The 26,355-nt window shown below is 27.9% G+C and carries 27 protein-coding genes; 14 read left to right on the forward strand and 13 right to left on the reverse strand.

Going from position 1 to position 26,355, the window contains the following annotated elements; genetic code table 11:
- Positions 1–59: 59 nt before the first annotated feature.
- From OWM07_RS06685 to OWM07_RS06735, 11 genes are read right to left on the reverse strand one after another with little or no spacing between them, the layout of a single operon-like run.
- Positions 60–380, reverse strand: coding sequence for an HAD family hydrolase (locus OWM07_RS06685; protein WP_423302907.1), 321 nt, complete (start codon positions 378–380; stop codon positions 60–62).
- Positions 364–1,341: a tRNA dihydrouridine synthase gene (locus OWM07_RS06690; RefSeq protein WP_423302908.1), complete on the reverse strand. Its 978-nt coding sequence runs from the start codon at positions 1,339–1,341 to the stop codon at positions 364–366. Before OWM07_RS06690 ends, OWM07_RS06685 begins: the two co-directional genes overlap by 17 nt.
- The gene (tsaD, locus tag OWM07_RS06695; protein ID WP_423302909.1) at positions 1,319–2,308 is read right to left on the reverse strand and encodes a tRNA (adenosine(37)-N6)-threonylcarbamoyltransferase complex transferase subunit TsaD; all 990 of its coding nucleotides are present in this window, start codon (positions 2,306–2,308) and stop codon (positions 1,319–1,321) included. The genes OWM07_RS06690 and tsaD overlap by 23 nt, the downstream gene beginning before the upstream one ends.
- Positions 2,308–3,462 carry a divergent polysaccharide deacetylase family protein gene (locus tag OWM07_RS06700; RefSeq protein ID WP_423302910.1) on the reverse strand — a complete coding sequence of 385 codons (1,155 nt, stop codon included), beginning with the start codon at positions 3,460–3,462 and terminating at the stop codon, positions 2,308–2,310. The genes tsaD and OWM07_RS06700 overlap by 1 nt, the downstream gene beginning before the upstream one ends.
- Entirely contained in the window at positions 3,434–4,741 is a 1,308-nt protein-coding gene (locus tag OWM07_RS06705; RefSeq protein WP_423302911.1) for a S41 family peptidase, read from the reverse strand. The genes OWM07_RS06700 and OWM07_RS06705 overlap by 29 nt, the downstream gene beginning before the upstream one ends.
- Positions 4,734–5,909, reverse strand: coding sequence for a murein hydrolase activator EnvC family protein (locus OWM07_RS06710; RefSeq protein ID WP_423302912.1), 1,176 nt, complete (start codon positions 5,907–5,909; stop codon positions 4,734–4,736). Before OWM07_RS06710 ends, OWM07_RS06705 begins: the two co-directional genes overlap by 8 nt.
- Positions 5,899–6,795, reverse strand: coding sequence for a cell division protein FtsX (locus tag OWM07_RS06715; RefSeq protein ID WP_423302913.1), 897 nt, complete (start codon positions 6,793–6,795; stop codon positions 5,899–5,901). Before OWM07_RS06715 ends, OWM07_RS06710 begins: the two co-directional genes overlap by 11 nt.
- Positions 6,788–7,456 carry a cell division ATP-binding protein FtsE gene (gene ftsE / locus OWM07_RS06720; RefSeq protein WP_423302914.1) on the reverse strand — a complete coding sequence of 223 codons (669 nt, stop codon included), beginning with the start codon at positions 7,454–7,456 and terminating at the stop codon, positions 6,788–6,790. The genes OWM07_RS06715 and ftsE overlap by 8 nt, the downstream gene beginning before the upstream one ends.
- Entirely contained in the window at positions 7,453–7,665 is a 213-nt protein-coding gene (locus OWM07_RS06725) for a hypothetical protein (protein ID WP_423302915.1), read from the reverse strand. The genes ftsE and OWM07_RS06725 overlap by 4 nt, the downstream gene beginning before the upstream one ends.
- 9 nt (positions 7,666–7,674) lie before the next feature.
- Positions 7,675–8,694, reverse strand: a complete 1,020-nt coding sequence (locus OWM07_RS06730; protein ID WP_423302916.1) for a DUF4388 domain-containing protein — start codon at positions 8,692–8,694, stop codon at positions 7,675–7,677.
- The gene (locus OWM07_RS06735; protein ID WP_423302917.1) at positions 8,694–10,286 is read right to left on the reverse strand and encodes a hypothetical protein; all 1,593 of its coding nucleotides are present in this window, start codon (positions 10,284–10,286) and stop codon (positions 8,694–8,696) included. Before OWM07_RS06735 ends, OWM07_RS06730 begins: the two co-directional genes overlap by 1 nt.
- Positions 10,287–10,387: 101 nt before the next feature.
- Between OWM07_RS06735 and OWM07_RS06740 the strand changes: the two genes are divergently transcribed.
- The 11 genes from OWM07_RS06740 to tpx all read left to right on the forward strand — a co-directional run bounded on the left by OWM07_RS06740 (position 10,388) and on the right by tpx (position 20,604).
- A complete protein-coding gene (locus tag OWM07_RS06740; protein WP_423302918.1) occupies positions 10,388–11,056 on the forward strand; it encodes a polysaccharide deacetylase family protein in 669 nt (222 codons plus the stop codon).
- An 88-nt stretch (positions 11,057–11,144) separates the two neighbouring features.
- A complete protein-coding gene (gene argS, locus OWM07_RS06745; RefSeq protein ID WP_423302919.1) occupies positions 11,145–12,776 on the forward strand; it encodes an arginine--tRNA ligase in 1,632 nt (543 codons plus the stop codon).
- Positions 12,776–13,528, forward strand: a complete 753-nt coding sequence (locus OWM07_RS06750; RefSeq protein WP_423302920.1) for an SPOR domain-containing protein — start codon at positions 12,776–12,778, stop codon at positions 13,526–13,528. The genes argS and OWM07_RS06750 overlap by 1 nt, the downstream gene beginning before the upstream one ends.
- Positions 13,525–14,640: a poly-beta-1,6-N-acetyl-D-glucosamine N-deacetylase PgaB gene (locus OWM07_RS06755; protein ID WP_423302921.1), complete on the forward strand. Its 1,116-nt coding sequence runs from the start codon at positions 13,525–13,527 to the stop codon at positions 14,638–14,640. The genes OWM07_RS06750 and OWM07_RS06755 overlap by 4 nt, the downstream gene beginning before the upstream one ends.
- Positions 14,641–14,661: 21 nt before the next feature.
- A complete protein-coding gene (gene hemG, locus OWM07_RS06760) occupies positions 14,662–16,032 on the forward strand; it encodes a protoporphyrinogen oxidase (RefSeq protein WP_423302922.1) in 1,371 nt (456 codons plus the stop codon).
- On the forward strand, positions 16,025–17,449 hold the full coding sequence (gene pyk / locus OWM07_RS06765) for a pyruvate kinase (RefSeq protein WP_423302923.1): 1,425 nt from the start codon (positions 16,025–16,027) through the stop codon (positions 17,447–17,449). The genes hemG and pyk overlap by 8 nt, the downstream gene beginning before the upstream one ends.
- 38 nt (positions 17,450–17,487) lie before the next feature.
- A complete protein-coding gene (locus OWM07_RS06770) occupies positions 17,488–18,339 on the forward strand; it encodes a zinc dependent phospholipase C family protein (protein WP_423302924.1) in 852 nt (283 codons plus the stop codon).
- Between the two features lie 42 nt (positions 18,340–18,381).
- Positions 18,382–19,200: a sulfite exporter TauE/SafE family protein gene (locus OWM07_RS06775; RefSeq protein ID WP_423302925.1), complete on the forward strand. Its 819-nt coding sequence runs from the start codon at positions 18,382–18,384 to the stop codon at positions 19,198–19,200.
- The gene (locus OWM07_RS06780; protein WP_423302926.1) at positions 19,200–19,523 is read left to right on the forward strand and encodes a DUF1634 domain-containing protein; all 324 of its coding nucleotides are present in this window, start codon (positions 19,200–19,202) and stop codon (positions 19,521–19,523) included. The genes OWM07_RS06775 and OWM07_RS06780 overlap by 1 nt, the downstream gene beginning before the upstream one ends.
- A gap of 8 nt (positions 19,524–19,531) precedes the next feature.
- The gene (gene nusG / locus OWM07_RS06785; RefSeq protein ID WP_423302927.1) at positions 19,532–20,023 is read left to right on the forward strand and encodes a transcription termination/antitermination protein NusG; all 492 of its coding nucleotides are present in this window, start codon (positions 19,532–19,534) and stop codon (positions 20,021–20,023) included.
- A gap of 74 nt (positions 20,024–20,097) precedes the next feature.
- Entirely contained in the window at positions 20,098–20,604 is a 507-nt protein-coding gene (gene tpx / locus OWM07_RS06790) for a thiol peroxidase (protein ID WP_423302928.1), read from the forward strand.
- A gap of 28 nt (positions 20,605–20,632) precedes the next feature.
- On the opposite strand, the gene ldhH is transcribed toward tpx, so the two are convergent.
- Both ldhH and OWM07_RS06800 read right to left on the reverse strand, forming a co-directional pair.
- On the reverse strand, positions 20,633–22,759 hold the full coding sequence (gene ldhH, locus OWM07_RS06795) for an L-lactate dehydrogenase (quinone) large subunit LdhH (protein ID WP_423302929.1): 2,127 nt from the start codon (positions 22,757–22,759) through the stop codon (positions 20,633–20,635).
- A gap of 9 nt (positions 22,760–22,768) precedes the next feature.
- The gene (locus OWM07_RS06800) at positions 22,769–23,233 is read right to left on the reverse strand and encodes an LUD domain-containing protein (RefSeq protein WP_423302930.1); all 465 of its coding nucleotides are present in this window, start codon (positions 23,231–23,233) and stop codon (positions 22,769–22,771) included.
- Between the two features lie 162 nt (positions 23,234–23,395).
- Here OWM07_RS06800 and OWM07_RS06805 point away from each other — a divergent pair, with 162 nt between their 5' ends.
- Genes OWM07_RS06805 through OWM07_RS06815 form a run of 3 tightly spaced genes read left to right on the forward strand, consistent with a single transcriptional unit; the run spans position 23,396 to position 26,354 of the window.
- On the forward strand, positions 23,396–24,475 hold the full coding sequence (locus OWM07_RS06805) for a TRAP transporter substrate-binding protein (RefSeq protein WP_423302931.1): 1,080 nt from the start codon (positions 23,396–23,398) through the stop codon (positions 24,473–24,475).
- A gap of 53 nt (positions 24,476–24,528) precedes the next feature.
- Positions 24,529–25,029, forward strand: coding sequence for a TRAP transporter small permease subunit (locus OWM07_RS06810; protein WP_423302932.1), 501 nt, complete (start codon positions 24,529–24,531; stop codon positions 25,027–25,029).
- Positions 25,029–26,354, forward strand: coding sequence for a TRAP transporter large permease (locus tag OWM07_RS06815; protein WP_423303057.1), 1,326 nt, complete (start codon positions 25,029–25,031; stop codon positions 26,352–26,354). The genes OWM07_RS06810 and OWM07_RS06815 overlap by 1 nt, the downstream gene beginning before the upstream one ends.
- Position 26,355 lies beyond the last annotated feature (1 nt).

The following is a 26,355-nucleotide window of genomic DNA, read 5'->3' on the forward strand; positions in this document are numbered from 1 at the left end:
CATATAAATCCTCCTGTTTGTTCTTTAGTTAACATATTTTCAGGAGGATTTACACAGTTTTAGTTACAGAGCCTATAAAGTTTCTCTAATGTGACTTTTAAGTTTTTTTCGGGTTTCATTAAGTCTAAAAAGTTTTTAAAATTCATGTTATTAGCAAACTTTAAAATCTCCTCTACCAGGTTTTCATCATCTGTAAGCATTCTTATTATCTCTTCATTTGTTTTCATTAGTGCATTTTTTACATCTTCATGGTTGTCCCTTTTTATTTTAGGTAAATTAAACTTTTCACAAATAAAATCGTAATATGCAAGGACTGCTTCTTCACTATCAAATAAGACACCATCGCAATCATAAACTATTGTATCAACTGTTTTGTTCAACAAATTCCTCCAATAATTTTATCATTTTATTTTCATCATTTGATTGATAGATTTTTTTTCTTAATTCTGTTGAACCCTTATAACCTTTTAAAAACCACACTATATATTTTTTTACAATATCTAAATAATTGTTTCTATAATTTTTTTCCAAATTGAGTAATTTGTAAATTAAGTCAATTTTCTCACTTAAACTAAGATATTCATGAGTACTGATATTCTCTTTTATAGCTTTGAATATCCAAGGAGATTTCATCATGCCTCTACCTATCATAACAGCATCAACACCTGTTGATAGTAATCGCTCAAAACTGTTTCTATCAATAACATTACCGTTACCAATGAGTGTTATATTTTTTCTTAAAGTTGCTAATTCACTAAGAGCTTCATAATGAATATTGCCTGAAAACATTTCAGTTTTAGTTCTAGCGTGCATAGTTAAGATATCAACCCCTTCATTTTCGCATATTTTAAGTATCTCTTTATATACCAAAGAATTATTATCCCAACCAAGCCTTGTTTTTACGCTTATTGGTTTATTTGTTGCTTTTCTCATTTTTTTAATTATCTCTTTCAAATTATTTAAATCTTTGAGTAAGTAAGAGCCTGCATTAGATTTTATTACCTTTTTAACTGGACAGCCTGCATTTAAATCATATCCATCTGGAGAAGCGATTTCTTCGCAAACTTTGATAGCTTCGTAAAAGGATTCAGGATTATTACCAAATAATTGGATAAATATAGGTCTATCAAAGTCGTAAATTTTTGTATATTCTAATGTAGATTTAATTTTTCTTTTGATACCTTCGACTGAAACCATTTCTGTAAAAATTAAACCATCAAAGAAAATCCTAATTATTTGTCTAAAAGGGGGAGTAGTAATACCTGCAAGTGGTGCTCCAACCATTTTATACCTTTTTATAACATCTATAATATAATCTTTAGTCGATATTTGGTCTAACATCATAGGCCGTTTCTCTTAATCCCATAAATATCTTCTTGCTAAAAAACTTATACGCTGTATATGCTATCATATCACCGTTATCTGTAGATAATCTTTTAGAAGGGAAATAGACATTAATACCCTTTTTTTGATAGTATTTGGTTAGTTTATCTCTGAGATAACCGTTTGCAGAAACCCCTCCAGTTACAACCAGTTTGTTTACTTTGTATTCTTTTAATATAATATCGAATTTGTGTGTTAGATTTTTTAAAATACTTTTTTGAAAAGAGGCGCAAATATCTGCAGCAGTGTATTTGTTTTCATCAATAGTGTTTATAACAGCAGTTTTTATACCACTAAATGAAAATAATTTATCATTTTTCAATGCGATAGGGAAAACTAATCTGTTTTCATCACCATTTTTTGCCATTTTTTCTATTTCTGGTCCACCTGGATAAGGAAGACCTAATTTTTTAGCTACTTTGTCAAAGCATTCTCCAACTGCATCATCAATTGTATAAGATAAAAGATTAAAATTATAGGCTTTATCCACATAATAAACATGCGTATGTCCGCCAGAGATTATTAATGAGATATAAGGAGGTGAGAGCTCTAAATGTTCTAATTCTGTAGAAAGTGTATGGGCAGCAAGATGATTTACCCCTATTAATGGTTTTTTTAGACTATACGAAAGCCCTTTTGCAAATGATACTCCAACGAATAAAGAACCTATTAAACCGGGGGCATTTGTAACACCTATTAGATCTATATCTTCAATATCAATTTTTGCATCATTAACAACCTCATTGAAAATTTCTTCTAACTTTATTAGGTGGTTTCTTGAGGCTATTTCGGGGACAACTCCACCAAATCTTTTATGAAGCTCCACCTGAGAAGATATTTTACTTGATAGAATACTATTTGTATTAGAATCGTAAATAGCCATAGAAGTTTCATCGCAAGATGTTTCAATACCTAGTACAATCATTAATTAACCACCTCTAATATACTTACAATTTTGATATTTTTTCTAGCAATATTTGGTAGCTCTTGTGAAAGTACTTCAACAGTATTTTCCTTTAAATGACCTATAATTATTACTTCATTTCTTTTTTCAAAAAGTTCTAATGCCTTATAAAGCATCTCTTTGATAGCAGATTTGTCATCTATATTGTCGATAAATTTATTATTAATGCCACATTTCATTTTTAAATTTTTGCATACATTATAAGCAACAGTTTTAGAGCTTGTATGACTATCAACAAAAACTTTTGTATATTTTTTTAATTCTTTTAAAACTTCATTCATTTTTACTCGATTTTCTGTTAAAGCAGATCCCATGTGATTATTTGCCCCATCGATAACTCCAATAGATTCTACATCTTTTTTCAATATTATTTCAATTAATGATTTAGGAGTATTTAAAAATATTGCTCCCATACCTGGATCAACAGATGGATAACTTTTAGGTTGCATTGGTAGATGTAGAAATACTACTTTATTATTTTTGCGAGCTAAATCAGCAGTTTCTTTACTATACTTTAAGAAAGGTATTATAGAAAATGTTATAGGATAAGGGATTGAAGCTAATTTTTCAGCTAATTTAAGATTATTTCCACAATCATCTATAATGATTGCCAGTTTTTTTTCTTTATTGTGATTTTTTGGCAAAATTTTCTTTGCGTTTTTTATATTATCTTTATGACTTATATTGTTAATATAAAACTGAAGTAAAATATTCCCTTTTTGTGCAGTTATTAGATTTTTATTTAAAGATATATTTTTATAATCATTTTGTGATAAGTAGGTAGAAAGGGTGTATAAAAACTCTGAATTATCTGTAGTAATTTTATAATTTAAAAAAACTTTATTATTTTTATATAATATACTTTCTTTTACAGAGGATTTATCAATTTCTAAATCGAAAAACAGTGTTTTGATATCTTTTTTTATGTTTTCGATTTGTATTAACTTATTTTGTTTTGAAACAATATTAGATTTAACATTTTCAACTTTTATCCTTAATGTAACTATAATGATTAGTAAAATTAGAACAAAAAAAATTCCACCAACAATAACTGTTGGTGGAACTTTTTTTTGTCTTTTTTTTCTTTTATTTGTTCGCTTTTTCTTTGTTGCCATATTTGATTAACCCTTTTAGTATATCTGCAGCAACTTTTAGTTGTAAATCCTTATTCAATTCTTCTTCTATATTTGTATTGTTATCTGAGATATTGAAACCAGCTTCTTTTAATTGGTCATTATCTAAATGATGCTCTAAATCTTTTTCTTTTATCACATGATTATCCTTTTCAATCACAATTTTTCCATCTGGAATAATGATATCAGGTTTAATACCAACATTTTGTATTGAGTGACCATTTGGTGTATAATATCTAGCTGTTGTAATTTTTATAGCAGAACCATCATTTAAAGGTATAATTGTCTGAACACTGGCTTTACCAAATGAAGTTTCACCAACAATTATTGCTCTATTGTAATCTTTCATTGCTCCAGAAAAGATTTCAGATGCAGAAGCTGAACCTTCATTGATAAGTACAACCATGGGGATATCTAAATCTCTATAAGAAAGTAGGTAAGATTTATAATGTTTCTCTTTACCATCTCTATCTTTTGTAAATACTACAGTTTTTCCTGCAGGCAAGAATATACTTGAAACCTTTATTGCTTCATTTAATAAGCCTCCAGGGTTATTTCTAAGATCAAAAATTAGACCTTTTATACTTTTATTTTTTAATTCTTTTAAAGCTGAGATTACTTCATCAGAAGCTTTATCTTTGAATTGGGTTAATTTTATATAACCTAAATCCTCTATAGTTTTATATTTTACAGCTTTAATTTTTATTATTGCCCTTGTAATGGTAACATCAAAAGGTTTATCAACCCCTTTTCTAAAAATTGTTATTGTTACTTTTGTACCAGGTTTACCCCTTAGCTTTTTTACTGCCTCTTCTAAAGTTATATTTGCTGTAGATTTTCCGTTTATTTTAATTATTTTATCCCCAGCTTTAAGTCCAGCTTTCCAAGCAGGAGTATCTTCTAATGGGGCGATAACTGTTAAAATATTATCTTTTATTCCTATGGTTATACCAAGACCTCCAAATTCACCTTTTGTTTCAATTTGGAACTCTTTAAACATATCTTTATCAAAGTAGTTAGAGTGTGGATCTAGCTCATGAAGCATCCCCTTTATTGCTCCATTAATTAATTTTTCAGTATCAACTTTTTCAACATAATTTTCCTGAACAATACTCATTACATTGGTAAATTTTTCTAAAAGCTCATATTTGCTACTTTTAGCAGCATAAACATCATTTATTTTCAAACTAATGAGAAATAAAAATAGTAATATTGTAAAAAATGACCCAAAAGTTACTAAAAGTATTTTTTTCTTACTCATTCATTTCCTCCTTTTTAATAAGCCAGTTTAAAGGATCTACAGCAATACTTTCCTTTCTAATTTCAAAATAAAGATATGATGAATTATTATATAAATCAACATCTATTATTCCAATTTTGTCACCTTTTTTAACCTTTTGTCCGAGTGTTACTAATACTTCATCTATATTGGCGTACAATGTGTAAAAATATTTGTCATGGTTAATGATAATTATATTTCCTAAGCCTCTTACCCAGTCCAAATATTTTACTTCTCCATCAAAAACAGCATAAACATAGCCATCACCAGTTAGTTGAATCTTAATTCCGTTGTTATTAATTACACCTTTAAAACCTTTGATTTTTTTAGGGCCAAAAAATTCAACAACTTTCCCTTCTGCTGGCCAAATAATTTTCCCTTTATTCTTAAAAAAATTGCTTTCAATAATTTTTTTCTCACCACTTTTTTCAATTGATTTATTTATTTTTTCAAATTTTTTCTCTAATTCTTTCTTTTTGTTTTCTAAAGCATTTAAATATTGTTTCAAATTTTGCTCGTCTTCTTTTAATAATGCAAGATACTGTTTTTTTTGGATTGATTCATTTTCGAGTTTATTTACAATACTTAATTTAAGCTTTCTGATTTTTTGCAAATCATTTGTTTTTTGGTTTAAATCTTTTTTTAAGTTGTTTAGTTTTTCATTAATTTTGTTGTATTCTTCTATTAAGCTAAATATTTTTGAATTTACTATATCTATTAAGTCAAGAGTTGATTTAACATCATAGTATCTTTTTGTAAAAAGTAAGAGTTTGATTTTCATAAATTTTTGATTATCAATAAGATAACTATTAAAACTTTTGATTTTTTCTTCTAATACTTTTTTTAATTGAGTATTTTCTTTAATTTTTTCTTCAATTTTTATTTTTTCTTTGTTTATTTCATCTATTTTTTTATTAATAGAGTTAAGTATTTTATATTGTTCATTTATATGTTTTTCTAAAATTTGAATTTTTGATGATAGATCTTTCTTGCTTTTAATTACTAAATTTAGTTTTTTATTTTCTTTTTTAATTTCATTTTGAATTTCTTTAAGATATTTACTTATATTATCATAATCTTCAATTAATATTGTATAGCCAAATTGTGTATAAATAATAAAAAACAAAAAGAATATAAGTCTATAAATCATAAATGGAACCAGACCTTTTAATAAAACTATTCGAACTGATGTAACTAAAACATATTATCAATAGAATGAAAAATATAATGTAAATAGTTATAAAATTAAAATCTGGGGTTTTGATAAAATGTATTTTCAAACTTAACAAAGACTTATTAATTAAAAAATTTACTATTAAATATGACATAGATATTGACAATAAAAATGAAATTAGTGCTTCAATAAGTGATGAAAAAATGATTGGCACAATAATGAAAGCTTTTGTTGCTCCTACCAAAGATAAAATCTTAATTTCTCTTTTAAATTTATACATATTTAACTTAATTGTGTTATATACAATTGATGCAATAGAGAGTGAAATAAAGACTGTTAAGATAATAAAAAAGAAGTTTATAGAATATTTAATTTTTGCAAAACTAATAATCCATGATTCTCCTATAGAGGTTTTTTGAACACCGTCTAATTGTTCTAAATTTTCTTTTAGTTTATATATATAATTTAAATCTCTAAATTTCTCTTTTATAGTTGCTTCAATAAATTCTGGAAAAAGTTCTGGAGGGATTGTCTTTGTATATTCATCTATTTCTTCATTGTTTTTTAATATTTTGTAAGCATCAAGACTTGAGTAATATTTAGCACTTTTAATCCCATCTAACTTCTTTAATGTTTCTAAAATATTTGTTATAGTTTGGTTATCGTTGTTTTTTAAATATATCCTAATTGATTCTATTTTTGATAGTTCATTGAAAAAACTATTAGTAGAATATATTAATGTCCCAATTATATTCAAAAGTAAAAGAATTGTGGTTATTGAAATAATACTTGTAATATTATTTTTAAAATTTCTTTTGAAAAAAATTACCCCTTTTTTAATTAGAAAAAGAAATTTAATCATTTTTTAAATCCCTAACGATCTTACCATTTTCTAATTCTATTACTCTAGCAGGGAATTTTTCAATCATGTATTTATCATGTGTTGCAACTATTACTGTAGAGCCATTTCTTGCAATATTTTGTAATAATTTTATCGTAATTTCTGCCCTTTCAGGGTCTAAATTACCAGTTGGTTCATCGGCTAATATAATTGATGGTTCGTTTATTAGGGCTCTTGCTATAGCTACCCTTTGCTTTTCACCACCTGAGAGTTTTTTCACTATTGTATTTCTCTTGGTAAAAATATCTAATTGATGTAATAGAGGTATTATTTTATTTTCCATAGATTTTTTTTCTAAATAAAATATTTCTAATGCGATTTTAATATTTTCATAAACTGTGTAATCTTCCAAAAGTTTAAAATCTTGAAAAATAACACCTATATTTCTTCTCAAATATGGGATACTACTTTCTGTGATATAGTTTAGGTTTTTTTTAGCTATTAAGACTACTCCTGAAGTTGGTAACAAATCAGCATAAATTAATCTGAGTAAAGTAGATTTCCCTGCGCCACTTTTTCCTGTAATATAAACAAATTCACCACGATTGATTTTAAATGAGACATTGTTAAGAGCTTTTTTATCGCCGAAAAAACTAACGGTAACATTGTGAAAATCAATCATTGCTTTGATATTTGACCAAGTTTAATTTTATTTTCAACCTCTTTATGTAGTTCTAAAGTTGTTTTATAATCTTCAAATTTAGCATCTTTTCTATAAATAACCATGCCGTTATAAAAAACACATATTGTCACTTTGTCATTAACAATTTCTGTCTGAACATGATAGATTTTATCGTTAAATTTTACATTTGTGTTAAATGATTTTGCCACAATTATTACCTAATACAACTTTTTAGGGTTATGATACAATATAGGGTCATCTTTTTCAATTGTTTTTATTGAATTAATTAAATCGTGATAGGATCTGTTTCTATTTTTTACTTCACTTTGTATTTTTTCATTAGAAATTATATAATTTTTCACTACATCAAGAGATGTGAGATTTAATGTTAACAGGCTCATTGTAAGAATAAAAATTATTATTATTAAAACATAATAAACAAATAAATTGTTAAAAGTCTTTTTTTCTTTTTGGATATTATTAACAGGTTTAATTAAACCATAATTTAGAAATAGATAAACTACTTTTAAAATAGAATGTTCGTTAAAACCACTTTTTTTTAGAATTTCATTTAAGTTGTTAGAACCATTGATCATGTTAAATATTGCAAATGCTTCTTGATTCAGATAAAATTTATCTTTGATTTTTACTACTGGTTCTTCCAATTCTTTATTTGATAACAAAATATTATCTAATAGTTCTTGATTCTTTTGATACACAATATCAAAATTGCTTAGTTTCTTTTTAAAAAGTTTTATTTCATCTATATTTTTTAAAGCATCGAGAATAACACTATCAATTGATATAGGTTCAATTTCTTTTATATTAAAGTCGATATTTGCTGATATAAATTCGTAAGTGCCATTTTCCAAACTCAAAATTTTTTCTAACTTATTTATATTTAAGTTTTTATAAATATCTTTAAATTCTTTTTCAGATACAATATTTTCCTCGACTAACAATTTTCCAAGTCTAATTGGTTTTTTCTTTTGAATGTTTAATATTTCGTTTAATCTTTCTTCTGTGATTATATTTTTAGAGACGAGATAATTCCCAATTTTAAAATTATCTTCTTCAGTAGTTAATTTAATATCTATAAGTTTTCCTTGGGTAAAATAAATTTCTGCAAATTTATTATTATCTATAAAAATATGCAAAATTCCAGATTTTTGATTTTGTGAAATTAATTGTAAAACATCTAATAAACCAAAGTCTTTGATATTCCCTTTTAAGCTCATTAGTTATTCCTCAGTATATTTAATAAATATAAAATAAAGAAAATAACTGCATAAACTATATAAATTGTACTGAAAATAAATTGATATCCTATTGTATTCTGCGTTGCGATCAATTCATATTTGAATGTAAGTATGTATAAAATAACTGAATAAATGATTGTTATGAAAAAATACAGAAATAAGTTCCCCTTGATTAAATTTGAAAGCCCTGGGAAAATGATTTTGTATAAAAGGTGCAGTCTTTGACTTTTTAATTGATTGTATTCAATTAATGCTTGATGGGTAACTAACTCAACTGCATCAATGGTGCTTTCAAGGCTGTCAATGTTTCTACATTTATCACATTTGTAGTCATGAAAATAACCTTCGTCGCAATTTGAGCAAAAAGTATTACCACAAGATTTACAGATGAAGTACGGTTTTTTTGATAAAATTAAATTTAAAATTATACCAAACACAATAATAATTAAAGAAATAACTAATAATTTACTATTTATTGAAAAAGAATACCTTGAAGATATTTTATTAAATTCAAAGTATGGTTGATATTTTGGTTGAATATTTAATAACTGTAGTTCCTGATAATATTGATAGTAGGGTTTAAAATTTGATAATTCATCTACGATTTTTTCATAAGTTGCCAGCTCAAAATGCCTTACATAGTAAACTGCTAAGTTATAGAGAATTACAGGGTTGTTGATCAGATTAAAATCGTTTATGAGCTTGGTAGCATTATCCAAGTTGTCATATTTAAGAAACAGTATAGCAGTGTTTATTTTGTTAATTTTTGAGTTTTTTTGATTATTTAGTAAATTATTAATATTAAAGTTATTTAATATTTCTTTTGATTTTATGTAATATTCTACTGAATTTTTGTAATTCTTGTCTAAATACGAAAGAGGTTTAGCAGATAAGGTGTAATAATCTCTTAAACTGTTATCTTTTTTAATTTCTATCAAAGTTATTAAGCTAAAAATTGATATAACCACAATTATAAAAACTTTAGTATTTTTCTGCTCATAAGATAGTAGTAAGATTATGAAAAAAACTGTGATTTGAAAGAAAAATTGAGGTTTAAAAACTATTAAGGTAATGTATGCTGTTATAAAGATAACTAACTTAATAAGCCCAATAAATTTTACTTCATCATGGTTGTGTAGAAAAAGTTTATAATTTTTTATCAATAGGTATAGGAAAGTTAAGGATATAAAGAAAAAGCTTACATAATAAAAAAAAGTATAAATACTAAAACTATCTAAGAAGTAGGGTATCAGGCTAAAGTAATTTCCTGATAATAAATTTTTTATAATCTTTTCATCTTGTGGGTAAAATTTAGCAATTTCATGTATAATTTGATTATTGATTTTGTTTTTATTTTTTAAGGCTATATCAACTAATGTATAGGCTAACTCTTTGTCAAAAATTCCGTTGTCTTCTAAAAACTCTTTTATTAGTTTAACAATGTTTTCATAATTAAAGTTAGATTTTAACTGGTTTAGTGATTTGTTAATGTTGTCGTTGTATACTGATGCGAATAAATGTAAATTGGAAGAAAATAAAATTATGATTAAAAATAAAATTATTTTTTTCATGAGGTAATTATAGAATATTTTGCTTAAAATTTCAATAAAATGTTAAATTTTTTTAATAAAAAACTATTTTAAATATAAGATAAATTTGGTAAAGTGTGGGAATGAGAATATTTATATTATTTTTAATTTATTATTTTTTTACACCAATTTTAGTTAATCCAAAAGTTATCAATAGACTGGACAATAATAGATATATTGCTTTTACATTTGATGCATGTGAAACTAAGACACCTGCTTATTTTGATGAGAAAATATTAGTTTATATTATCAAAAATAAAATACCAGTAACAATATTTGTAAATAAAAAGTTTGCAAATAGGAATATAAAAAGGTTAAAAGAAATAAGTAGTTTAAAATTTATAGAGATAGAGAACCACTCGACTAATCATCATTTATATATGCAACGACTTGATAATGACACAATTGTAAGAGAAGTTTTAGAAAATAAGAAGTTTTTATTAGAAAAATTAGGAATTGATACAAAATTTTTTAGATTTCCAGGTTTTAATTATGATAGTAGAAGTCTAAAGGTTGTTGAAAATCTTGGTTATAAGGTTGTTCATGCTAATTTAATCAGTGGAGATCCTGATAAAAACTTGAATCCAGAACGGATTGTAAAATATATTTCAGCAAATATAAAAGGTGGGGATATTATAATATTTCATATAAATGGAAGGGGTTATAATACTTATAAGACATTTCCAAAGATTTACGAGTTTATTAAAAGAAAAGGGTTTATTCCAGCTCTTTTGCGTGATGTTATAGATTGATTCTAAAGATTTGTTTAATCATGAATTGAAAAAATGTATTAATTGATGTATTAGAGTTTTTCACTAAAAACTGTTTTTGGAGGTTGAATTGGAAAATATAATCAAAGACATATTAAAAAATGCTTTGAAAAAATTAGATATAACTGATTTTGATGATTTTATTGTGGAGGTACCAAAAGATAGTTCAAATGGTGATTTTGCAACAAATGTTGCAATGAAATTGGCAAAAATACTTAAAAAAAATCCTAGGGAGATTGCTTCAAATTTAGTGGAAAATATAAAAAAGGGTGATTTAATTGAAAAAATTGAAATAGCTGGTCCTGGATTTATCAATTTCTTTATTAATAACAAGTATTATGAACAAATTATTGAACAAGTACTTAAAGATGATGATTATTTTGTGATAGATTATGGTAAAGGTAAAAAAGTGTTGGTAGAGTTTGTAAGTGCAAACCCAACTGGGCCTCTTCATATTGGACATGGTAGAGGAGCGGCTTATGGTGATACTTTAGCAAGAGTTTTAAAGGCTGCAGGATTTCAGGTAGAAAAAGAGTATTATATTAATGATGCTGGAAATCAGATGAAAATGTTGGGTGATAGTATTGTTATTCGCTATAAGCAGTTAGTTAATGGTAAGATAGAAGAAATGAATGATGGTTATAGAGGTGAGTATATTATTGATATTGCTAAAAAAGTTTATGATGAGTATGGTGATTCACTCGTAAATGATTCAAAAAGATGCTTTGAAATATGTTTTAAAACAGGTTTAAATGATATTATGAATTCAATTACTGAAGATTTAAGGGATTTTAGGGTTGAATTTGATAGATGGTTTAGTGAAAAATCGTTGTTTGAATCTGGAATGGTTGATAAGGCGATAAATCTTTTAGATGAGAATGGTTATTTATATGAAAAGGATGGAGCATTATGGTTTAAATCGACAATATTTGGGGATGAAAAAGATAGAGTTGTAAAAAAAGCTGATGGTTCGTATACATATTTTGCTTCAGATATAGCTTATCACTTAAATAAAATTGAAAGAGGGTATGACTTACTTGTAAATGTATGGGGTGCTGATCATCATGGTTATGTAAGTAGATTACAAGGTGCTTTACAAGCTTTGGGAGGGGGAAAGGATTTATTAAAAATAGTTTTGATTCAAATGGTTAATCTTGTAAAAAGTGGAGAGCGTATATCTATGTCAACAAGAGCAGGAGAATTTATTACTTTAAGATGGCTTATAGATGAAGTTGGTTCGGATGCTGCAAGATTTTTTTATCTAATGAGAGATCACAATGCTCAGTTTGATTTTGATATAGATTTAGCAAAATCAAAATCTTCGGATAATCCAGTTTATTATGTACAGTATGCACATGCTAGAGTAAACAGCTTGTTTGAAAATGCAAAAGAAAAGGGTGTGAAGTTTGATTTGGCAAAAAATCTTGATAAACTGACTTTAGAGCAAGAAAAGGAGATTATAAAGAAGATTGAAGAGTTTAAAAAAATAATTAAAGCTGCAGCTACCTATCTTGAGCCACATAGAGTAACTTATTATCTTCAAGAGTTAGCATCATTATTTCATAACTATTATTATAACCATAAAATAATATCTGAAGATAAAGAATTGACTAATGCAAGATTAAATCTTGCTAAAGCGGTGGCAAAAACTGTTAGGTTTGGTTTAGAAATATTAGGGGTAGAAGCGCCGGAGAGGATGTAATGAACGATTTTGATAAGATTAAAGAAAGAAACAGAAAAGATGATTTCAAAGGTGTTCTTTTTATAGGTTTAATTTTCATTGTGGCTGTTGGTTTGATTGTTTTTATTATAATACAATTAACAAATCAGTATATGGAGCTTAAAGAGAAGCTTGTTGATACAGAAAAAGCTCTTCAGTCAACACTGACTAACCCTGATGAAGTCAAAGAGAAAATTGTAATTTCTGCAAATAAATCTAATTCAGTGAAAGTAGAAAATTTACAAAAGGAAGTTAAACAAATTAAGATTAGTGATGCTTTAAAAGTTGAAGAAAATAACGAACAAGCAAAAAAGAATGATAACAAAAGTAAAGAAAAGAGTGAAGTTGCTAAAGGAATAAATAATGACAGTAAAGTAAAAGATGTTAAAGATATAGATAAGGTTAATGTTAATGAAAATATCAAAAGAGCAAAAACAAGAGTTAAAACTCAAGAAAAGAAGAGTGTGTCAATAGTAACAGCAACTCCTAAATCATCAGGTAAATATGTATTACAGTTAATGGCTTTTAGAGATTTAAATGTTGCCAAAAAAGAACTGAAAAAGGTTAAGCAGTATTATTCTGATGCGTTTATTATGACTATTGACTTAGGGAAAAAGGGGGTGTGGCATAGAGTTAGGTGTTGTTTTGTTGATGATTATCAGGAAGCAAAAAATAAGGTAAAAGAATTAAAAGATAAGCTAAAAGTAAATCCTATTATAGTTAAAGTTAAATGAGATTATTATTTATTTTATTGATAATATTTTTATATAATTTATGTAGCTTTGCTGAAATTAAGTTAATTAAATTTGATTATCAAAAAATAATTGGAGTTCAAGTTTTTAACTTATCAAAAGAATACTATAAAAATTTAGATTATTATTTTAAAACACTAAAATCAAAAGGTGTAAATGCTGTATTTATTAGAGTTTTTCAAAATAAAGGGGATAGATATCATTATGGCATTAAGAGTATTTGTGAAAGTGGTGTTTATTTTAAAACTGATCAAGCATGTACGGTTTATGATATATTACCAGAATTTATAGAATATGGTAAAAAATATAATATAAAAATCTTTGCTTGGATGGGTACAAGAAAACTTACTTTTTTTATTGATAAATATGGTGTTAGTGAAACATTCAAATTGAATAAAGTTTCAAAAAGAGTAGGTTATGGTGCTGATGTTTTTAGAAAAGAAGTTTATAATGATTTAAAAAATTTATTTTTAGATTTGGCTAAATACGAAATAGATGGAGTATTACTTCAAGATGACTTTATTTTGAGGATAGATGAATCCTCATCGGTGTTTACCCTAAATAATTTTAATACAGATTATGATGTTTATTTAGATGGTGAATTGAATGTTAATGAGATTCCAGATCTGTTTTTTTCATGGAAAACAGAGGCATTATCTGATTTATTAAATGATATAAAATGGGATATGAAAAAGATTAACCCAAAGCTTAAATTTGCAGTAAATATTTATTATGAAACACTTATTGATAAGAAAAAAGGGGAGAGATGGTATGGACAAAGTATAGAAAATTATAACAAAAAAGGGTTTAGTTATTTTGCAAATATGCTTTATAGTGAGCAGGTTAAAAAGGAGATGAATTTTAATAATAAAGAATACCTATCTTTCTTAGATAACACATTAAAAAAATGGACTAATCTGCTTGATAATGCTCATAGATTTATAGCAAAAATTCAAATTAGACGATTTGATAATAAGCAACCTATTGATAAAAAATTTTTTAATAATGTTTGCAATTTAGTAAAAAAATATGATGTTAGTTATATATTGGTTCCCTTTGAAAATTTAGATGATTTAGAATATATATGTAATTAAATTTGATTTGAGAGGTGCTATATGAAAATCGCAATTATTGGTGGAGGTATCTCAGGGGTAGCTACTGCCTTTTGGTTAGAAAAATTTGCAAAAGATAAAGGTAAAAATATTGATATAAATATATTCGAGAAAAATGATAGATTGGGAGGGACAATAAATACTTTTTATAAAGATGGGTTTACTATTGAATCTGGTCCAAATGGGTTTTTAGATAGTAAACCTTATACTGTAGATACCTTTGAACAAGCAGGATTGGGAAAAAATTTAATTAGAAGTAATGAGTTGGCTAAAAAACGATATATAATGCGAAATGGTATTTTACATAGATTACCTGAAAAACCTAATCAATTCTTTAAATCTAAGTTGATATCATTTAAAGGTAAATTAAGGATTATGATGGAGCTGATTATCCCTCCAAAGTTGGATGATTATGATGAAACAATTGAAGAGTTTGCGTATAGAAGATTGGGTAAAGAAGCAGCTGATTATCTTATTTCTCCTATGGTATCAGGGGTGTTTGCTGGTGATACTTCAAAATTGAGTTTAAAGTCATGCTTTCCAGTAATTTATGAACTAGAGAAAAATTATGGTGGTTTATTTAAAGCTTTATTGAAAAAAAGGGGTAAAAAGAGTGGCCCTGCAGGTCCTGGTGGAAATTTGACTTCTTACAAAAATGGTTTAATCAAAGGGGTTTATGCATTAGCAGATAAGCTTACTGCTACGAAGATAATTTATAATGCTCCTGTTAAAAATATCGATAAATCAAATGGTAGTTTTTTAGTAAACAGTGATAATTTAAATGATAAGTTTGATTATGTAATAATATCATCACCAGCTTATATAAGTGCTGAGCTTTTAAAAAATTTAAGTAATGAGTTTTATGATAAGTTAATTCAGATAAATTATGCTCCTATGTATGTTGTAGGGTTTGGTTTTAAGGGTGAAGATGTTTTAGATCCTTTAGATGGGTTTGGCTTTTTAATACCTCATAATGAAAATAAGAAGATTTTAGGGGCATTATTTACTTCATCAATTTTTCCAGAGAGAGCTCCAAAAGGTCATAAGTTAATTAGGGTGATGCTTGGAGGGGATAGAAATAGATGGATACTTGAAAGAAAAGAAAAGGAGTTAAGAGAAATTGCTTTTGAAGAAATAAAGAATATTTTAAAGATAAGAGGGGAACCGATTGTTGAAAAAAGTTTTTACTGGGAAAAAGCTATACCTCAATATTATCAAGGTCATGAAAATTTAGTAAAAAGTATTGAAGAAATTTGTAAAGAGGTAAAAAATATATATATAGCTGGTAATCTATTATATGGGATAGGGATAAATGATTGTACAAAAAGAGCAATTGAAATTGCTAAAGATATAATAGAAGGTGGCAATGATTAAAAGAACAAAGATAGTTGTGACATTAGGCCCTTCTACAGAAAGTGAAGATATAATCTCAAGTTTGATTGATTTAGGGGTTGATGTATTTAGATTTAATCTGTCCCATGGAAATCATGACTACCATTCTTTACTTTTTGATAGAGTAAGAAAAATTTCTTCAAACAAAAATAAATATGTAGCAACATTGCTTGATTTATCTGGACCAAAAATCAGAATTGGTGAAGTAAAGGAGCCTTTTGCTGTAGCTATTGGTGATGAGCTTGTTTTTAAATATGGTGATTTTGTTGGTGAGAAAGGGGTATTATCATTAAAGATTCAAGAAGTTTTTGATGCAGTAAAAGAAGGAGAAAACATATATCTTGCTGATGGAACTATCAAACTTAGAGTTATTAAAAAACTTAAAGATGAATTTTCGGTAAAAGTATTAACGCCTGGGATAATATCCTCAAAAAAGGGGTTAAATTTTCCTAATTCAAAATTGAATATTCCAGCTTTAACAGATAAGGATTTAAAAGACATTGAATTTGGAGTTAAAAAAGGTTTTGACCTGATTGCATTATCATTTGTTAAAAATAAAGAAGATATTTTAAATGCAAAAGAAATTTTAAAGAGGTTAAATGCTGATATTCCAATTTTTTCTAAGATTGAAAAATTTGAAGCGGTGGAAAATATTGACGAAATAATTGAAGTCAGTGATGGTATAATGGTTGCAAGGGGGGATTTAGGTATAGAGATTGATATGGAAAAGGTGCCTGTTGTTCAAAAGATGATAATTCGAAAAGCTAATCAGGCTGCAAAACCTGTTATTACTGCAACTCAAATGTTGACAACTATGGTTAAAAATTCAAGACCTACAAGAGCAGAAGTTTCTGATATTGCTAATGCAGTTTTAGATGGAACTGATGCTGTAATGCTATCTGATGAAACAACAGTTGGAGAATACCCTCTTGAAGCTGTTAAAGTAATGATAAAAACAATTGTAGAAACTGAAAAGATTTACGATTTTCATAGGTACTATGGTTATCATATAAAAGGTAAAATTAGCAGTGCTTTAGCAGAAACTGCCGTTAGATTATCTGCAGAGCTGGAAGCTGATGGTATTGTAGTTTTTACTAAAAGTGGAGCTAGTGCAAGGAGAGTTTCTAGGTCAAAACCAAAAGCACCAATATATGCTGTTGCAACCGAAGATGAAATATTAAGAAGGCTGGCAGTATCGTGGGGAGTAATACCCTATTTGAAATCTCAAGATACTGATGATACAGATGAATTATTGAAAGAGTTTTTGATAAAATCTAAAGAGGATTTCGGTGTTGATAAAATCTATATTGCTACAATCGGCCATCCAGCTGGCATTCCAGGTTCTACAAATGTTATCAGAACGATTAGAAAACAAGATTATGAATATTTTTTAAAATAAACCTTTGATTTTTGAATTTTAAATCTAAATTAGTAAATATGAAAATTTTGTTTTTGTTACTATTAATAATATTTGTACCTGATTTTGCTTTTGCTTGGGGGTTTGAAACCCATGTAAATATAGGGATTAGAATTCTTGAGAATGTCAATTTTTCATTAATAAAAGATTATCCTGTGCATTTTTTATTGGGTAATATATTTCCAGATTTTTTTAATTTATTTAAGGATATATCCACATTTAAAAAAAATTTACAAACACATAAATGGGGAACTGTTTCAAAATTATTTAAAAATGCCAAAACTCAATCGGAAAAATCTTTTGCTTATGGATATGCAGCTCATTTATCTGCAGATATTGTAGCACATAACTATTTTGTACCTCACAGTATGCTTCTTGTAAGTAAAAACAAGCTTTTTTCTCATTTTTTGATTGAATATGCAGAGGAATCTTATAATGAAAAGAAAATATATTATACTCTTAGATATTTGTTAGATCATGCTGTTGAGTTTGGATCACTATTTTTAGATACATTCAATATCGAAGAAAAATATTTTGCGAGACAAATTAAAATTTTGAAAACTGGGATAAGCTATCAAAAAATTTTTAGACTTTCAGATTTTGCAAAAAAGATAAAGAAAACAAGGGTGAAGGAGTTTAAAGAGCGTTGTGATTATTTTGGTGAGCAATCTTATTTAATGGCTAAACATTCTGTTGAAAAAGGGTTTTTCGATTTTATAAAATTTGATCCAAGTGGTAAAAAGAAGATGTCTCTTGCAAAATTAAATAGAGAAAAGCTTATGAAAGATATAGGTAAAAAGGTTTTAAAAGATTTTGATAAAGAAAATACTTTTTTAAATACACACAAACCATCTTTTGAACCTTCTAAATAATTTAATTTGAATTGTTTGATTTTTTAATATAATAAGTAGCTTATGTTTTTTGTATCATTGCTTGTTGCTGGCTTATTTGTAGGGCTTTTGAGTTCGTTTTTAGGGATAGGTGGTGGTTCTATAATAGTTCCAGTTTTAACTTTAGTTTTTCATATCCCTATACATGTAGCTATAGCTACAAGTCTTATTTCTGTGGTTTTTGCCAGTAGCAATGCTTCTGCAGAATATATAAAAAAAGGGATACCAAATTTAAAAATAGGTCTTTTACTTGAAACAATTACAGTTATTTTTGCTATATTAGGCGGTCTTTTATCTGTGAGTATAAAAGAAAAATATTTGTTTATATCTTTTGGTATTATTCTTTTTATTACAGCTTATTTTTATGTAAGAAATATAATAAGTAAAAATAATACAAATAGTATCAAAAATAATAATAAAGGTTATTTTTCCGGTTCATATTATGATGAAAGCTTAAATAATCATGTTTTTTATACACCTGATAGGTTATTTCTAACTACTTTAGTTTCTTCAATTGCAGGTTTTTTGTCAGGTATGTTGGGTATAGGTGGAGGGGTGTTTAAAGTTCCTGCAATGAATTTGATATCTAAGATACCAATAAAAGTTGCTACTACTACAAGTAATTTTATGATGTCTCTTACTGCTGCTGTAGCTTCAATTGTTTATTTAAAAACAAATTTGATAAATCCTGTTATTGCTGGGTTGGTGGTTAGTGGGGTTTTTCTGGGTTCAAACATAGGGGTTAAATATTTCCCCAAGATAAAAGATGATAAGATTAAGTTAATGTTTACAATTTTTTTGATTTTAGTTGGAGTTCAAATGTTTTTAAGAGGTTTAAAATAATGAATAAAGCTATTTCAAATATTTACAGATATGGCGTTAGATCTGCACTGTTTTTTATTGTTATTGGTATGATTTTTCTTTTTTTTAATCATAACCACTTTGAAATGTATAATGATTTTATGAGTTTAATTGACATTTTTCATTCTTTAGAGAATTTACATTTTTATGTGTTAATTTATATTGGAATATATCTAATTATCATTACACCCCTAATAGCTATTTTTTATATTTTAATTGACTCATTAAGAAAAAATGATTATAGCTTGGCGCTGTTGTGCTTTTTTATCATTATTGTTTTAGGGTTATATTTGTATTTTAGTTAGGGGCTGTAATGAAACATAATTGGAGATGTGTATATTGCAAGCCGAGAGAGGCTAAGGTTGCGAAGTTTTATCTTGAAAAGGGTGGGTTTGAAATATTTTACCCTTTAATTAAGGAGAAAAAAAAAGTTGCTGGAAAGATAAAGGAAGTTCATAAAGAGTTGTTTCCAAATTATCTGTTTGTGCGGTTTTCTATAGAAGATTATCGTACAGTAAAATACACAAAAGGGGTATCAAGAGTTGTTTTAGGTGATAACGGTGAACCTGCCGTTGTTGATGATGAGATTATTGAAGCTATAAAAGGTAGGATGCAGGATGGATTTGTAGTTTTAGAAGAAAAAGGGTTCAAAAAAGGGGAGAAGGTTTTAATAAAGGATGGTCCTTTCAAAGGGTTTGAAGCTGTATTCTTAAAAGAGATAAAACCAAGGGATAGGGTTTTAATATTGTTAAAAACAATTACTGGTGAATTAAAGCTTGAAATAGATTATGATAAACTTAAATAACTATTTTTTTATATTTGATTGTTTTCCTTTTTTATTATGCTAAAATTATTATAAAACTGTTTGGAGGTTTTAAGATGGAAAGAACTGGCTTAATAACTATGAAAGGTAATCCAATCACATTGGTTGGTAATGAAGTGAAAGTAGGGGATAAAGCTCCAGATTTTACAGTGTTGGATATGGCACTTTCCCCTAAAAGTTTGTCAGATTATAAAGGTAAGCTAAAAATTATAAGTGTTACCCCTTCTCTGGACACCCCTGTTTGTGATATGCAAATGCGCACTTTTAATGAAAAGGCTTCAAAATACAAAGATGCTGTTGTATTGAATATTAGCATGGATTTACCTTTTGCTATAAAAAGGTTTTGTACAACAGCTGGAATAGAAAATGTGGAAGGGTTATCAGATTACAAAGATGCTGATTTTGGTCAAAAATACGGTCTACTTATTAAAGAGCTTAGGTTGCTTGCTAGGGCAGTTCTTGTAATTGATAAGGATGACAATATAATCTATTATGAACTGGTAAAAGAAGTAACTGATCATCCAGATTATGATAAGCTTTTTGCTTTTTTAGATAATTTATAAAAAAGAGAGAAGGTTATATACCTTCTCTTTAGCTTTCTGCTATTTTTACATATTGCTGTATAAATTCGCTAAGGTGTAAAACTCTTATATTTAAATTTTGTTTTTTGATACCACCTTCAATTTGCATAATACATCCTGGGCAATCAGTTACCACTATTTCTGCTTTTGTATCTTTGATATTATCTATTTTATCTTGTAAAATCTTGCTTGAAATTTCTGGATAATCAAAGGAGAATGAACCTCCAAAACCGCAGCATTTATCAGAATCTTTTAATGGGATAAAATGATCTGTTAGGATATCTTTTAAAAATTGCTCAGTAGAAAAACATAACCCCCTCTTTTGATGACAAGGAGTATGATAAGTAACCTTATATTTTGCAGCATAAACGAGTTTTAAATTGTTTTCGTGCAAAAACTGTGAAAGTGATTTTACTTTTTCACCTATTTTTATACTTTTTTCAAAATCTTTAGGTGATGTTTTGGTATATTTTGGAAATTCTTCCTTAATGGCCATACCACAGCTTGGGCACAGTGTAATAATATCTTCGTGAATATTATCATCAAAATAGGCAAGATTTTTAATTATTGTTTTTTGCCCGTTTATACCATCGCCAGCATGTATTGCAGGAAGACCGCAACATACCATCTTTTCTGGAACTTTTATTTTAATACCAGCTCTATCCAGAAGTTTAATTAGAGATAAACCTATTTCAGGATAAAAATATTCGATAGCACATCCAGAATAAAATATTGCAGATTTTTTATATTTTTTATTCGATCCCTTTTTAAAATACTCATTATAAAGCTGTGAAAAACTTTTCTTTGCTATGGAAGGTAACACTCTAAAATTTTTTTCTTTAGATGTGAATGGTATTTTTTCGATTTTGTTATTTTTGACAATAGGTTTTTGAAGATATTTCCCCATAAAAGTTACGGTTTTAAAAATTTCTGGATTTGGCATTATTTTTGAGTAAACAAGATTTTTAGGAAAACCGATTCTATATTTAGGTGAAATAGTAGCATTTATATCAGAGATTAAACTTTGCAGATCAATACCAGCAGGGCAGTTTTCGGAGCAAGTCCTACACCCTATACACAACTTTAAAATTTCATTTGCTTTCTTTTCATCTCCATAAAAGGATGTCAAAATAAGCCCTATTGCACCTACATAAGTATCACCAAAGACATGCCCCCCCACTTTTTCATAAACGGGGCATACATTTGCACAGCTTCCACATCTGATACATTTTAATGCTTCTTTTAAATTTTCATTTCTAAAAACAGAGAGTCTATCGTTGTCTAGAAATACAAAGTGTACTTCTTTGTTTTTATTACCATCACTTGGATAGCTACCAGAAATCCAGGTTACATAAGTGCTGATAATTTGCCCTGTAGCACTTTTTGGTAACGCTCTAATAATTTGAAGTGCATCTTTAAAAGTCTTAACAAGCTTTTCATAACCAAGAACGACAATATGTACATCAGGAATTGTAGTTGTAAGCCTTGCATTACCTTCGTTGGTAACAATGCCTATTGTAGCAGTTTCAGCAACAGCTACATTTGCACCAGTTATACCCACTTTTGCTTTAAAGTAATAATCTCTAAGCTCTTTTCTTGCTATTTTAACCATATCTTCTATGTTATCTGGATCAATTTTACTCCCTGTAACCTTTTCAAAAAGCTTTGCCACCTGTTTTCTGCTTTTATGTATTGCTGGCATGACCATGTGGCTTGGTGTTTCATGAGCAAGCTGTAAAATCCATTCTCCAAGATCTGTTTCTATTGGGGTGATTCCATTTTTTTCTAAAAATTCATTTAATTTTATCTCTTCAGAAGTCATGCTTTTAGATTTTACAACATATTGGGAGTTGTGTTTTTTACAAATATCTAAAATGTATTTGTTAGCTTCATTAGCATTTGAAGCTTCAAAAACATGACAGCCTTTATTTATGGCAGTTTCTTTAAATTTATGATAAAGTTTGATAATCTCATCATATTCAAAGCTTTTTAACTCATTAATTTTTGCTCTTATTTTTTCAAAATTTAGCCCAGTAAATGCTTTTTCTTTTGAAATTTTGTAGTTTTCAGCAAAAATCTTAAGATTTTCTGATAATACTTTATCGTTTATTTTTTCTTTTATTAATTGTTTTAGCATAGCTAGCTCCTATTTGTCTTCAATAATAAATATATTTGTTTCGCAAGGACCATGAACACCAATTGTGAGCACTCTTTCTATATCAGCTGTTCTACTTGCTCCAGTGATAAATGCTATGTATCCATCATTTTCCGTTTTCTCTTTTATAAATGATGAGATGTCTTCCAATTTTTTTAGAATTTTTGATTTAAAAAGAATAATATCCAATCTTTCAGCCAAACATGTAGCTTTTCTAAGTAAAATATCTTTAGAATCTATAACCACTGTTCCTGTTTCAGCTATTCCATAATCAGCTTCCACTATTGCAGAGCTAATCCCTTCTTTGTCTATATCAATAACCTTTTCTAATTTAAAGGAAGGCAGAAAAATAAATTCGTAGTTGTTATTTTCCAAATATTTTTTCATACTATCAAAATCTAAAACTTCATTTTTACTACCAACCAGTTCAGACTTCTTGATAAATTCATTTAGCATAATGACCTCCAAAATGGTAAGACCATTATAATCTATAGAATTTGTTTGTCAATATTATAATTGTGTTTTGTTTATGAAGATAAAAAAAGACTTGACAATTTATAGGTAAAATTATTAAATGGTAATACCAATATTTGGTGAATTTAAAAAGGGAGGTCGTTTATGAAACGTTTTTTGAGGTTATTTTTTGTTTGTGTATTTGCTGTAGTTGTTTTTAGTCAAGCTTATGCCAAAACTTATCACTGGAAGCTTGTTACTACTTGGCCAACGGGTATTCCTTGGCATGAAACAGTTTTGCATTTTGCTAAAACTGTTGATGAGTTATCAAACGGTCAATTAAAAATTAAAGTATTCCCTGCTGGTTCCATAGTTCCAGCATTCCAGGTTTTTGATGCCGTTAGAAATGGTGTTGCTGAGATGGGGCATGACTGGCCTGGTTATTGGAAAGGTAAAGATCAAGCTTTTGTAGCTTTTGCTTCAGTTCCTTTTGGAATGAATAATGTGGAATATACTATTTGGCTTATGTCTGGAGAAGGGATGAAGCTCGCAAATGAACTTTACGGTAAATATGGATTGGTTCCTCTTTTAGGTGGAAATTCTGGTCAAGAAATGGGTTTTTTTACTAAAAAGCCTATTACTGAAGTATCCCAATTAAAAGGTATGAAAGTAAGAACTGTGGGTTGGGCTGCTGATATTTTAAAAGATATGGGAGTATCTGTTACACCATTACCAGGTGGTGAAATATATCTTGCATTTGAAAGAGGAGTTTTAGATGCTGCAGAATTCTCTACACCATTTATTACTTATCCAATGGGGTTTCAAGATATTGCTAAAAATGTTATGGTTCCAGGATGGCATCAAACTGCTGTTCAATTAATGTTTGAAGTTAACAAAAAAGCATACGATAAACTACCTGCACATCTTAAGAAAGTACTTGAAATAGCTTCTAGAGAAACTCAATTGTGGGATTTAGCTAGAAGTGAGTACAATAATGCAAAAGCTATTGAAAAATATGAAAAAGATGGAGTAAAATTTAATAAACTTTCTGATGAATCATTGAATAAGCTTAGAAAAACAACAAAAGCTTATCTTGATAATTTAAGGAAAAATAGTCCATTTTTAGATAAAGTTCTTAAATCTCAAGAAGATTTTATTGCTGAGTATGCTAAATGGAAAGAGTTGCGTAGTGGTGTTTCTGCTTATCCTTACGAGGATTATATAAAAGGTAAACATTATGAATAAATAGACTAAAAAAAAAGGGGGGTGATCCCCCTTTTTTTATATGGGAGGTATGCGTGAGAAAAATAGTTAAATTTATAGATAACTTAAATGAGTTAATAGGTAAAATTACTAGTATTTTGGCATATATTTTACTTTTTGTAGTGGTTTTTGAGGTTATAAGGAGAAAAGTTTTTAATAATCCAACAATGTGGGCATTTGAGCTTAGTTATATGCTTTATGCTGTAATGTTTTTGATGGGATTTGGTTATACTTTAAAGCATAAAATGCATATAGGAATTGACGTATTATATTCTAGGTTAAGTAAAAAAATACAGGGTATTTTAGATTTAATAACATTTTTTATATTTTTTATTCCATTTACATTGGTTGCTATAAAGTCATCATGGATATTTATGTTACAATCTTGGCAGGGGTTGGAACATAGTCAATCACCCTGGGCTCCACCAATTTATCCTTTTAAGACATTTATGCCAATAGCTTTTATCTTATTATTATTACAAGGTATTTCTGAAGCTATAAAATCTTATTATAAAATAAAAGGGGAGGAGTTATGATGAGTCCAGAGTTTTTATCTGTTGCAATGTTTATTGTATTATTAATTGCTGTTTTCTTAGGACATCCATTAGGGATTACTCTTGGAGGTCTTGGAGTAATTTTTGGAATTTTAGGATATGGTCCTGGTGCTTTTTTTATCTTAGCTAATAAAACTTATGGTTTAATGACTAATTATGTTTTAGTTGCTATCCCTCTTTTTATATTAATGGCACAATTTTTAGATAAATCTGGTGTTGCTGAGGAATTATATGAAACTATGTATATCGTTTTAGGTCCTATTAAAGGTGGACTAGCATTAGCTACTATTGTTGTATGTACAGTTTTTGCTGCCACTACAGGGATAATTGGTGCATCTGTGGTAGCTATGGGACTATTAGCTGCACCATCTATGTTGAAAAAAGGTTATTCTAAGGAATTAACAGCTGGCGTCATAACTGCAGGAGGAACGCTTGGTATTTTAATCCCTCCATCAATCATGTTAGTTGTCTATGGTGGTTTAATAGGGATGTCAGTAGGTAAATTATTTATGGCAGCTTTTTTGCCTGGTTTATTATTGTCTACTTTATATTTATTATACACATGGATATATTGTACTTTTATAAATCCGCAAGCTGGCCCACCTATTCCTAAAAATGAGAGAACTCATACAACAGTTCAAAAAATAAAAATGACTTTTAAATCTATGTTGCCGCCACTGTTTTTAATATTTGCAGTTCTTGGTAGCATCGCTGGAGGTATAGCAACTACAACAGAAGCAGCTGGATTGGGATGTGTTGGAGCACTTGTCTTAGCAGCTTTAAACAAAAGATTAGATTTTAAAATGCTCAAAGAAGCTGGTTATGCAACTTTAAAAATTACTTGCATGGTTATGTTGATTTTTGTTGGTGCAAATTTTTATACTTCGATTTTTATGGGGCTTGGTGGCGGTGATGTGTTTACAAGTATACTTTTTTCTATAAGTTCAAATAAATGGATAATATTGAGTATTATGATGTTTATAATATTTATCTTAGGGATGTTTGTTGATTGGTTAGGTATTTTACTTTTATGTGTGCCAATTTTTACTCCAATAGCAGTTGAACAATTGAAATTTGATCCTTTATGGTTTGCAATGTTGGTATCTATAAATTTGCAAATGTCATTTTTAACCCCTCCTTTTGGTTATGCACTGTTTTATCTTAAGGGTGTAGCACCAGAGGGTATGACAATGGGTCATATTTATAAAGGAATTACACCTTTTGTAATTTTACAGTTGATAGGCTTGATTTTATGTATTACTTTTCCAGAAATAATAACATGGCTACCATCTGTTGTGTTTAAATAAT

The organism is Deferribacter thermophilus, from assembly GCF_049472675.1.
In the GTDB taxonomy this organism is placed as follows: Bacteria; Chrysiogenota; Deferribacteres; order Deferribacterales; family Deferribacteraceae; genus Deferribacter; species Deferribacter thermophilus.

What these genes read in the sequence shown, in the direction of transcription:
- OWM07_RS06690 (WP_423302908.1), bottom strand. Translation starts at nt 1,341, where the DNA reads ATGTTAGACCAAATATCGACTAAAGATTATATTATAGATGTTATAAAA.
- tsaD (WP_423302909.1), bottom strand. Translation starts at nt 2,308, where the DNA reads ATGATTGTACTAGGTATTGAAACATCTTGCGATGAAACTTCTATGGCT.
- OWM07_RS06700 (WP_423302910.1), bottom strand. Translation starts at nt 3,462, where the DNA reads ATGGCAACAAAGAAAAAGCGAACAAATAAAAGAAAAAAAAGACAAAAA.
- OWM07_RS06705 (WP_423302911.1), bottom strand. Translation starts at nt 4,741, where the DNA reads ATGAGTAAGAAAAAAATACTTTTAGTAACTTTTGGGTCATTTTTTACA.
- OWM07_RS06710 (WP_423302912.1), bottom strand. Translation starts at nt 5,909, where the DNA reads ATGATTTATAGACTTATATTCTTTTTGTTTTTTATTATTTATACACAA.
- OWM07_RS06715 (WP_423302913.1), bottom strand. Translation starts at nt 6,795, where the DNA reads ATGATTAAATTTCTTTTTCTAATTAAAAAAGGGGTAATTTTTTTCAAA.
- ftsE (WP_423302914.1), bottom strand. Translation starts at nt 7,456, where the DNA reads ATGATTGATTTTCACAATGTTACCGTTAGTTTTTTCGGCGATAAAAAA.
- OWM07_RS06730 (WP_423302916.1), bottom strand. Translation starts at nt 8,694, where the DNA reads ATGAGCTTAAAAGGGAATATCAAAGACTTTGGTTTATTAGATGTTTTA.
- OWM07_RS06735 (WP_423302917.1), bottom strand. Translation starts at nt 10,286, where the DNA reads ATGAAAAAAATAATTTTATTTTTAATCATAATTTTATTTTCTTCCAAT.
- OWM07_RS06740 (WP_423302918.1), top strand. Translation starts at nt 10,388, where the DNA reads ATGAGAATATTTATATTATTTTTAATTTATTATTTTTTTACACCAATT.
- OWM07_RS06750 (WP_423302920.1), top strand. Translation starts at nt 12,776, where the DNA reads ATGAACGATTTTGATAAGATTAAAGAAAGAAACAGAAAAGATGATTTC.
- OWM07_RS06755 (WP_423302921.1), top strand. Translation starts at nt 13,525, where the DNA reads ATGAGATTATTATTTATTTTATTGATAATATTTTTATATAATTTATGT.
- hemG (WP_423302922.1), top strand. Translation starts at nt 14,662, where the DNA reads ATGAAAATCGCAATTATTGGTGGAGGTATCTCAGGGGTAGCTACTGCC.
- pyk (WP_423302923.1), top strand. Translation starts at nt 16,025, where the DNA reads ATGATTAAAAGAACAAAGATAGTTGTGACATTAGGCCCTTCTACAGAA.
- OWM07_RS06770 (WP_423302924.1), top strand. Translation starts at nt 17,488, where the DNA reads ATGAAAATTTTGTTTTTGTTACTATTAATAATATTTGTACCTGATTTT.
- OWM07_RS06775 (WP_423302925.1), top strand. Translation starts at nt 18,382, where the DNA reads ATGTTTTTTGTATCATTGCTTGTTGCTGGCTTATTTGTAGGGCTTTTG.
- OWM07_RS06780 (WP_423302926.1), top strand. Translation starts at nt 19,200, where the DNA reads ATGAATAAAGCTATTTCAAATATTTACAGATATGGCGTTAGATCTGCA.
- nusG (WP_423302927.1), top strand. Translation starts at nt 19,532, where the DNA reads ATGAAACATAATTGGAGATGTGTATATTGCAAGCCGAGAGAGGCTAAG.
- tpx (WP_423302928.1), top strand. Translation starts at nt 20,098, where the DNA reads ATGGAAAGAACTGGCTTAATAACTATGAAAGGTAATCCAATCACATTG.
- ldhH (WP_423302929.1), bottom strand. Translation starts at nt 22,759, where the DNA reads ATGCTAAAACAATTAATAAAAGAAAAAATAAACGATAAAGTATTATCA.
- OWM07_RS06800 (WP_423302930.1), bottom strand. Translation starts at nt 23,233, where the DNA reads ATGCTAAATGAATTTATCAAGAAGTCTGAACTGGTTGGTAGTAAAAAT.
- OWM07_RS06805 (WP_423302931.1), top strand. Translation starts at nt 23,396, where the DNA reads ATGAAACGTTTTTTGAGGTTATTTTTTGTTTGTGTATTTGCTGTAGTT.
- OWM07_RS06815 (WP_423303057.1), top strand. Translation starts at nt 25,029, where the DNA reads ATGAGTCCAGAGTTTTTATCTGTTGCAATGTTTATTGTATTATTAATT.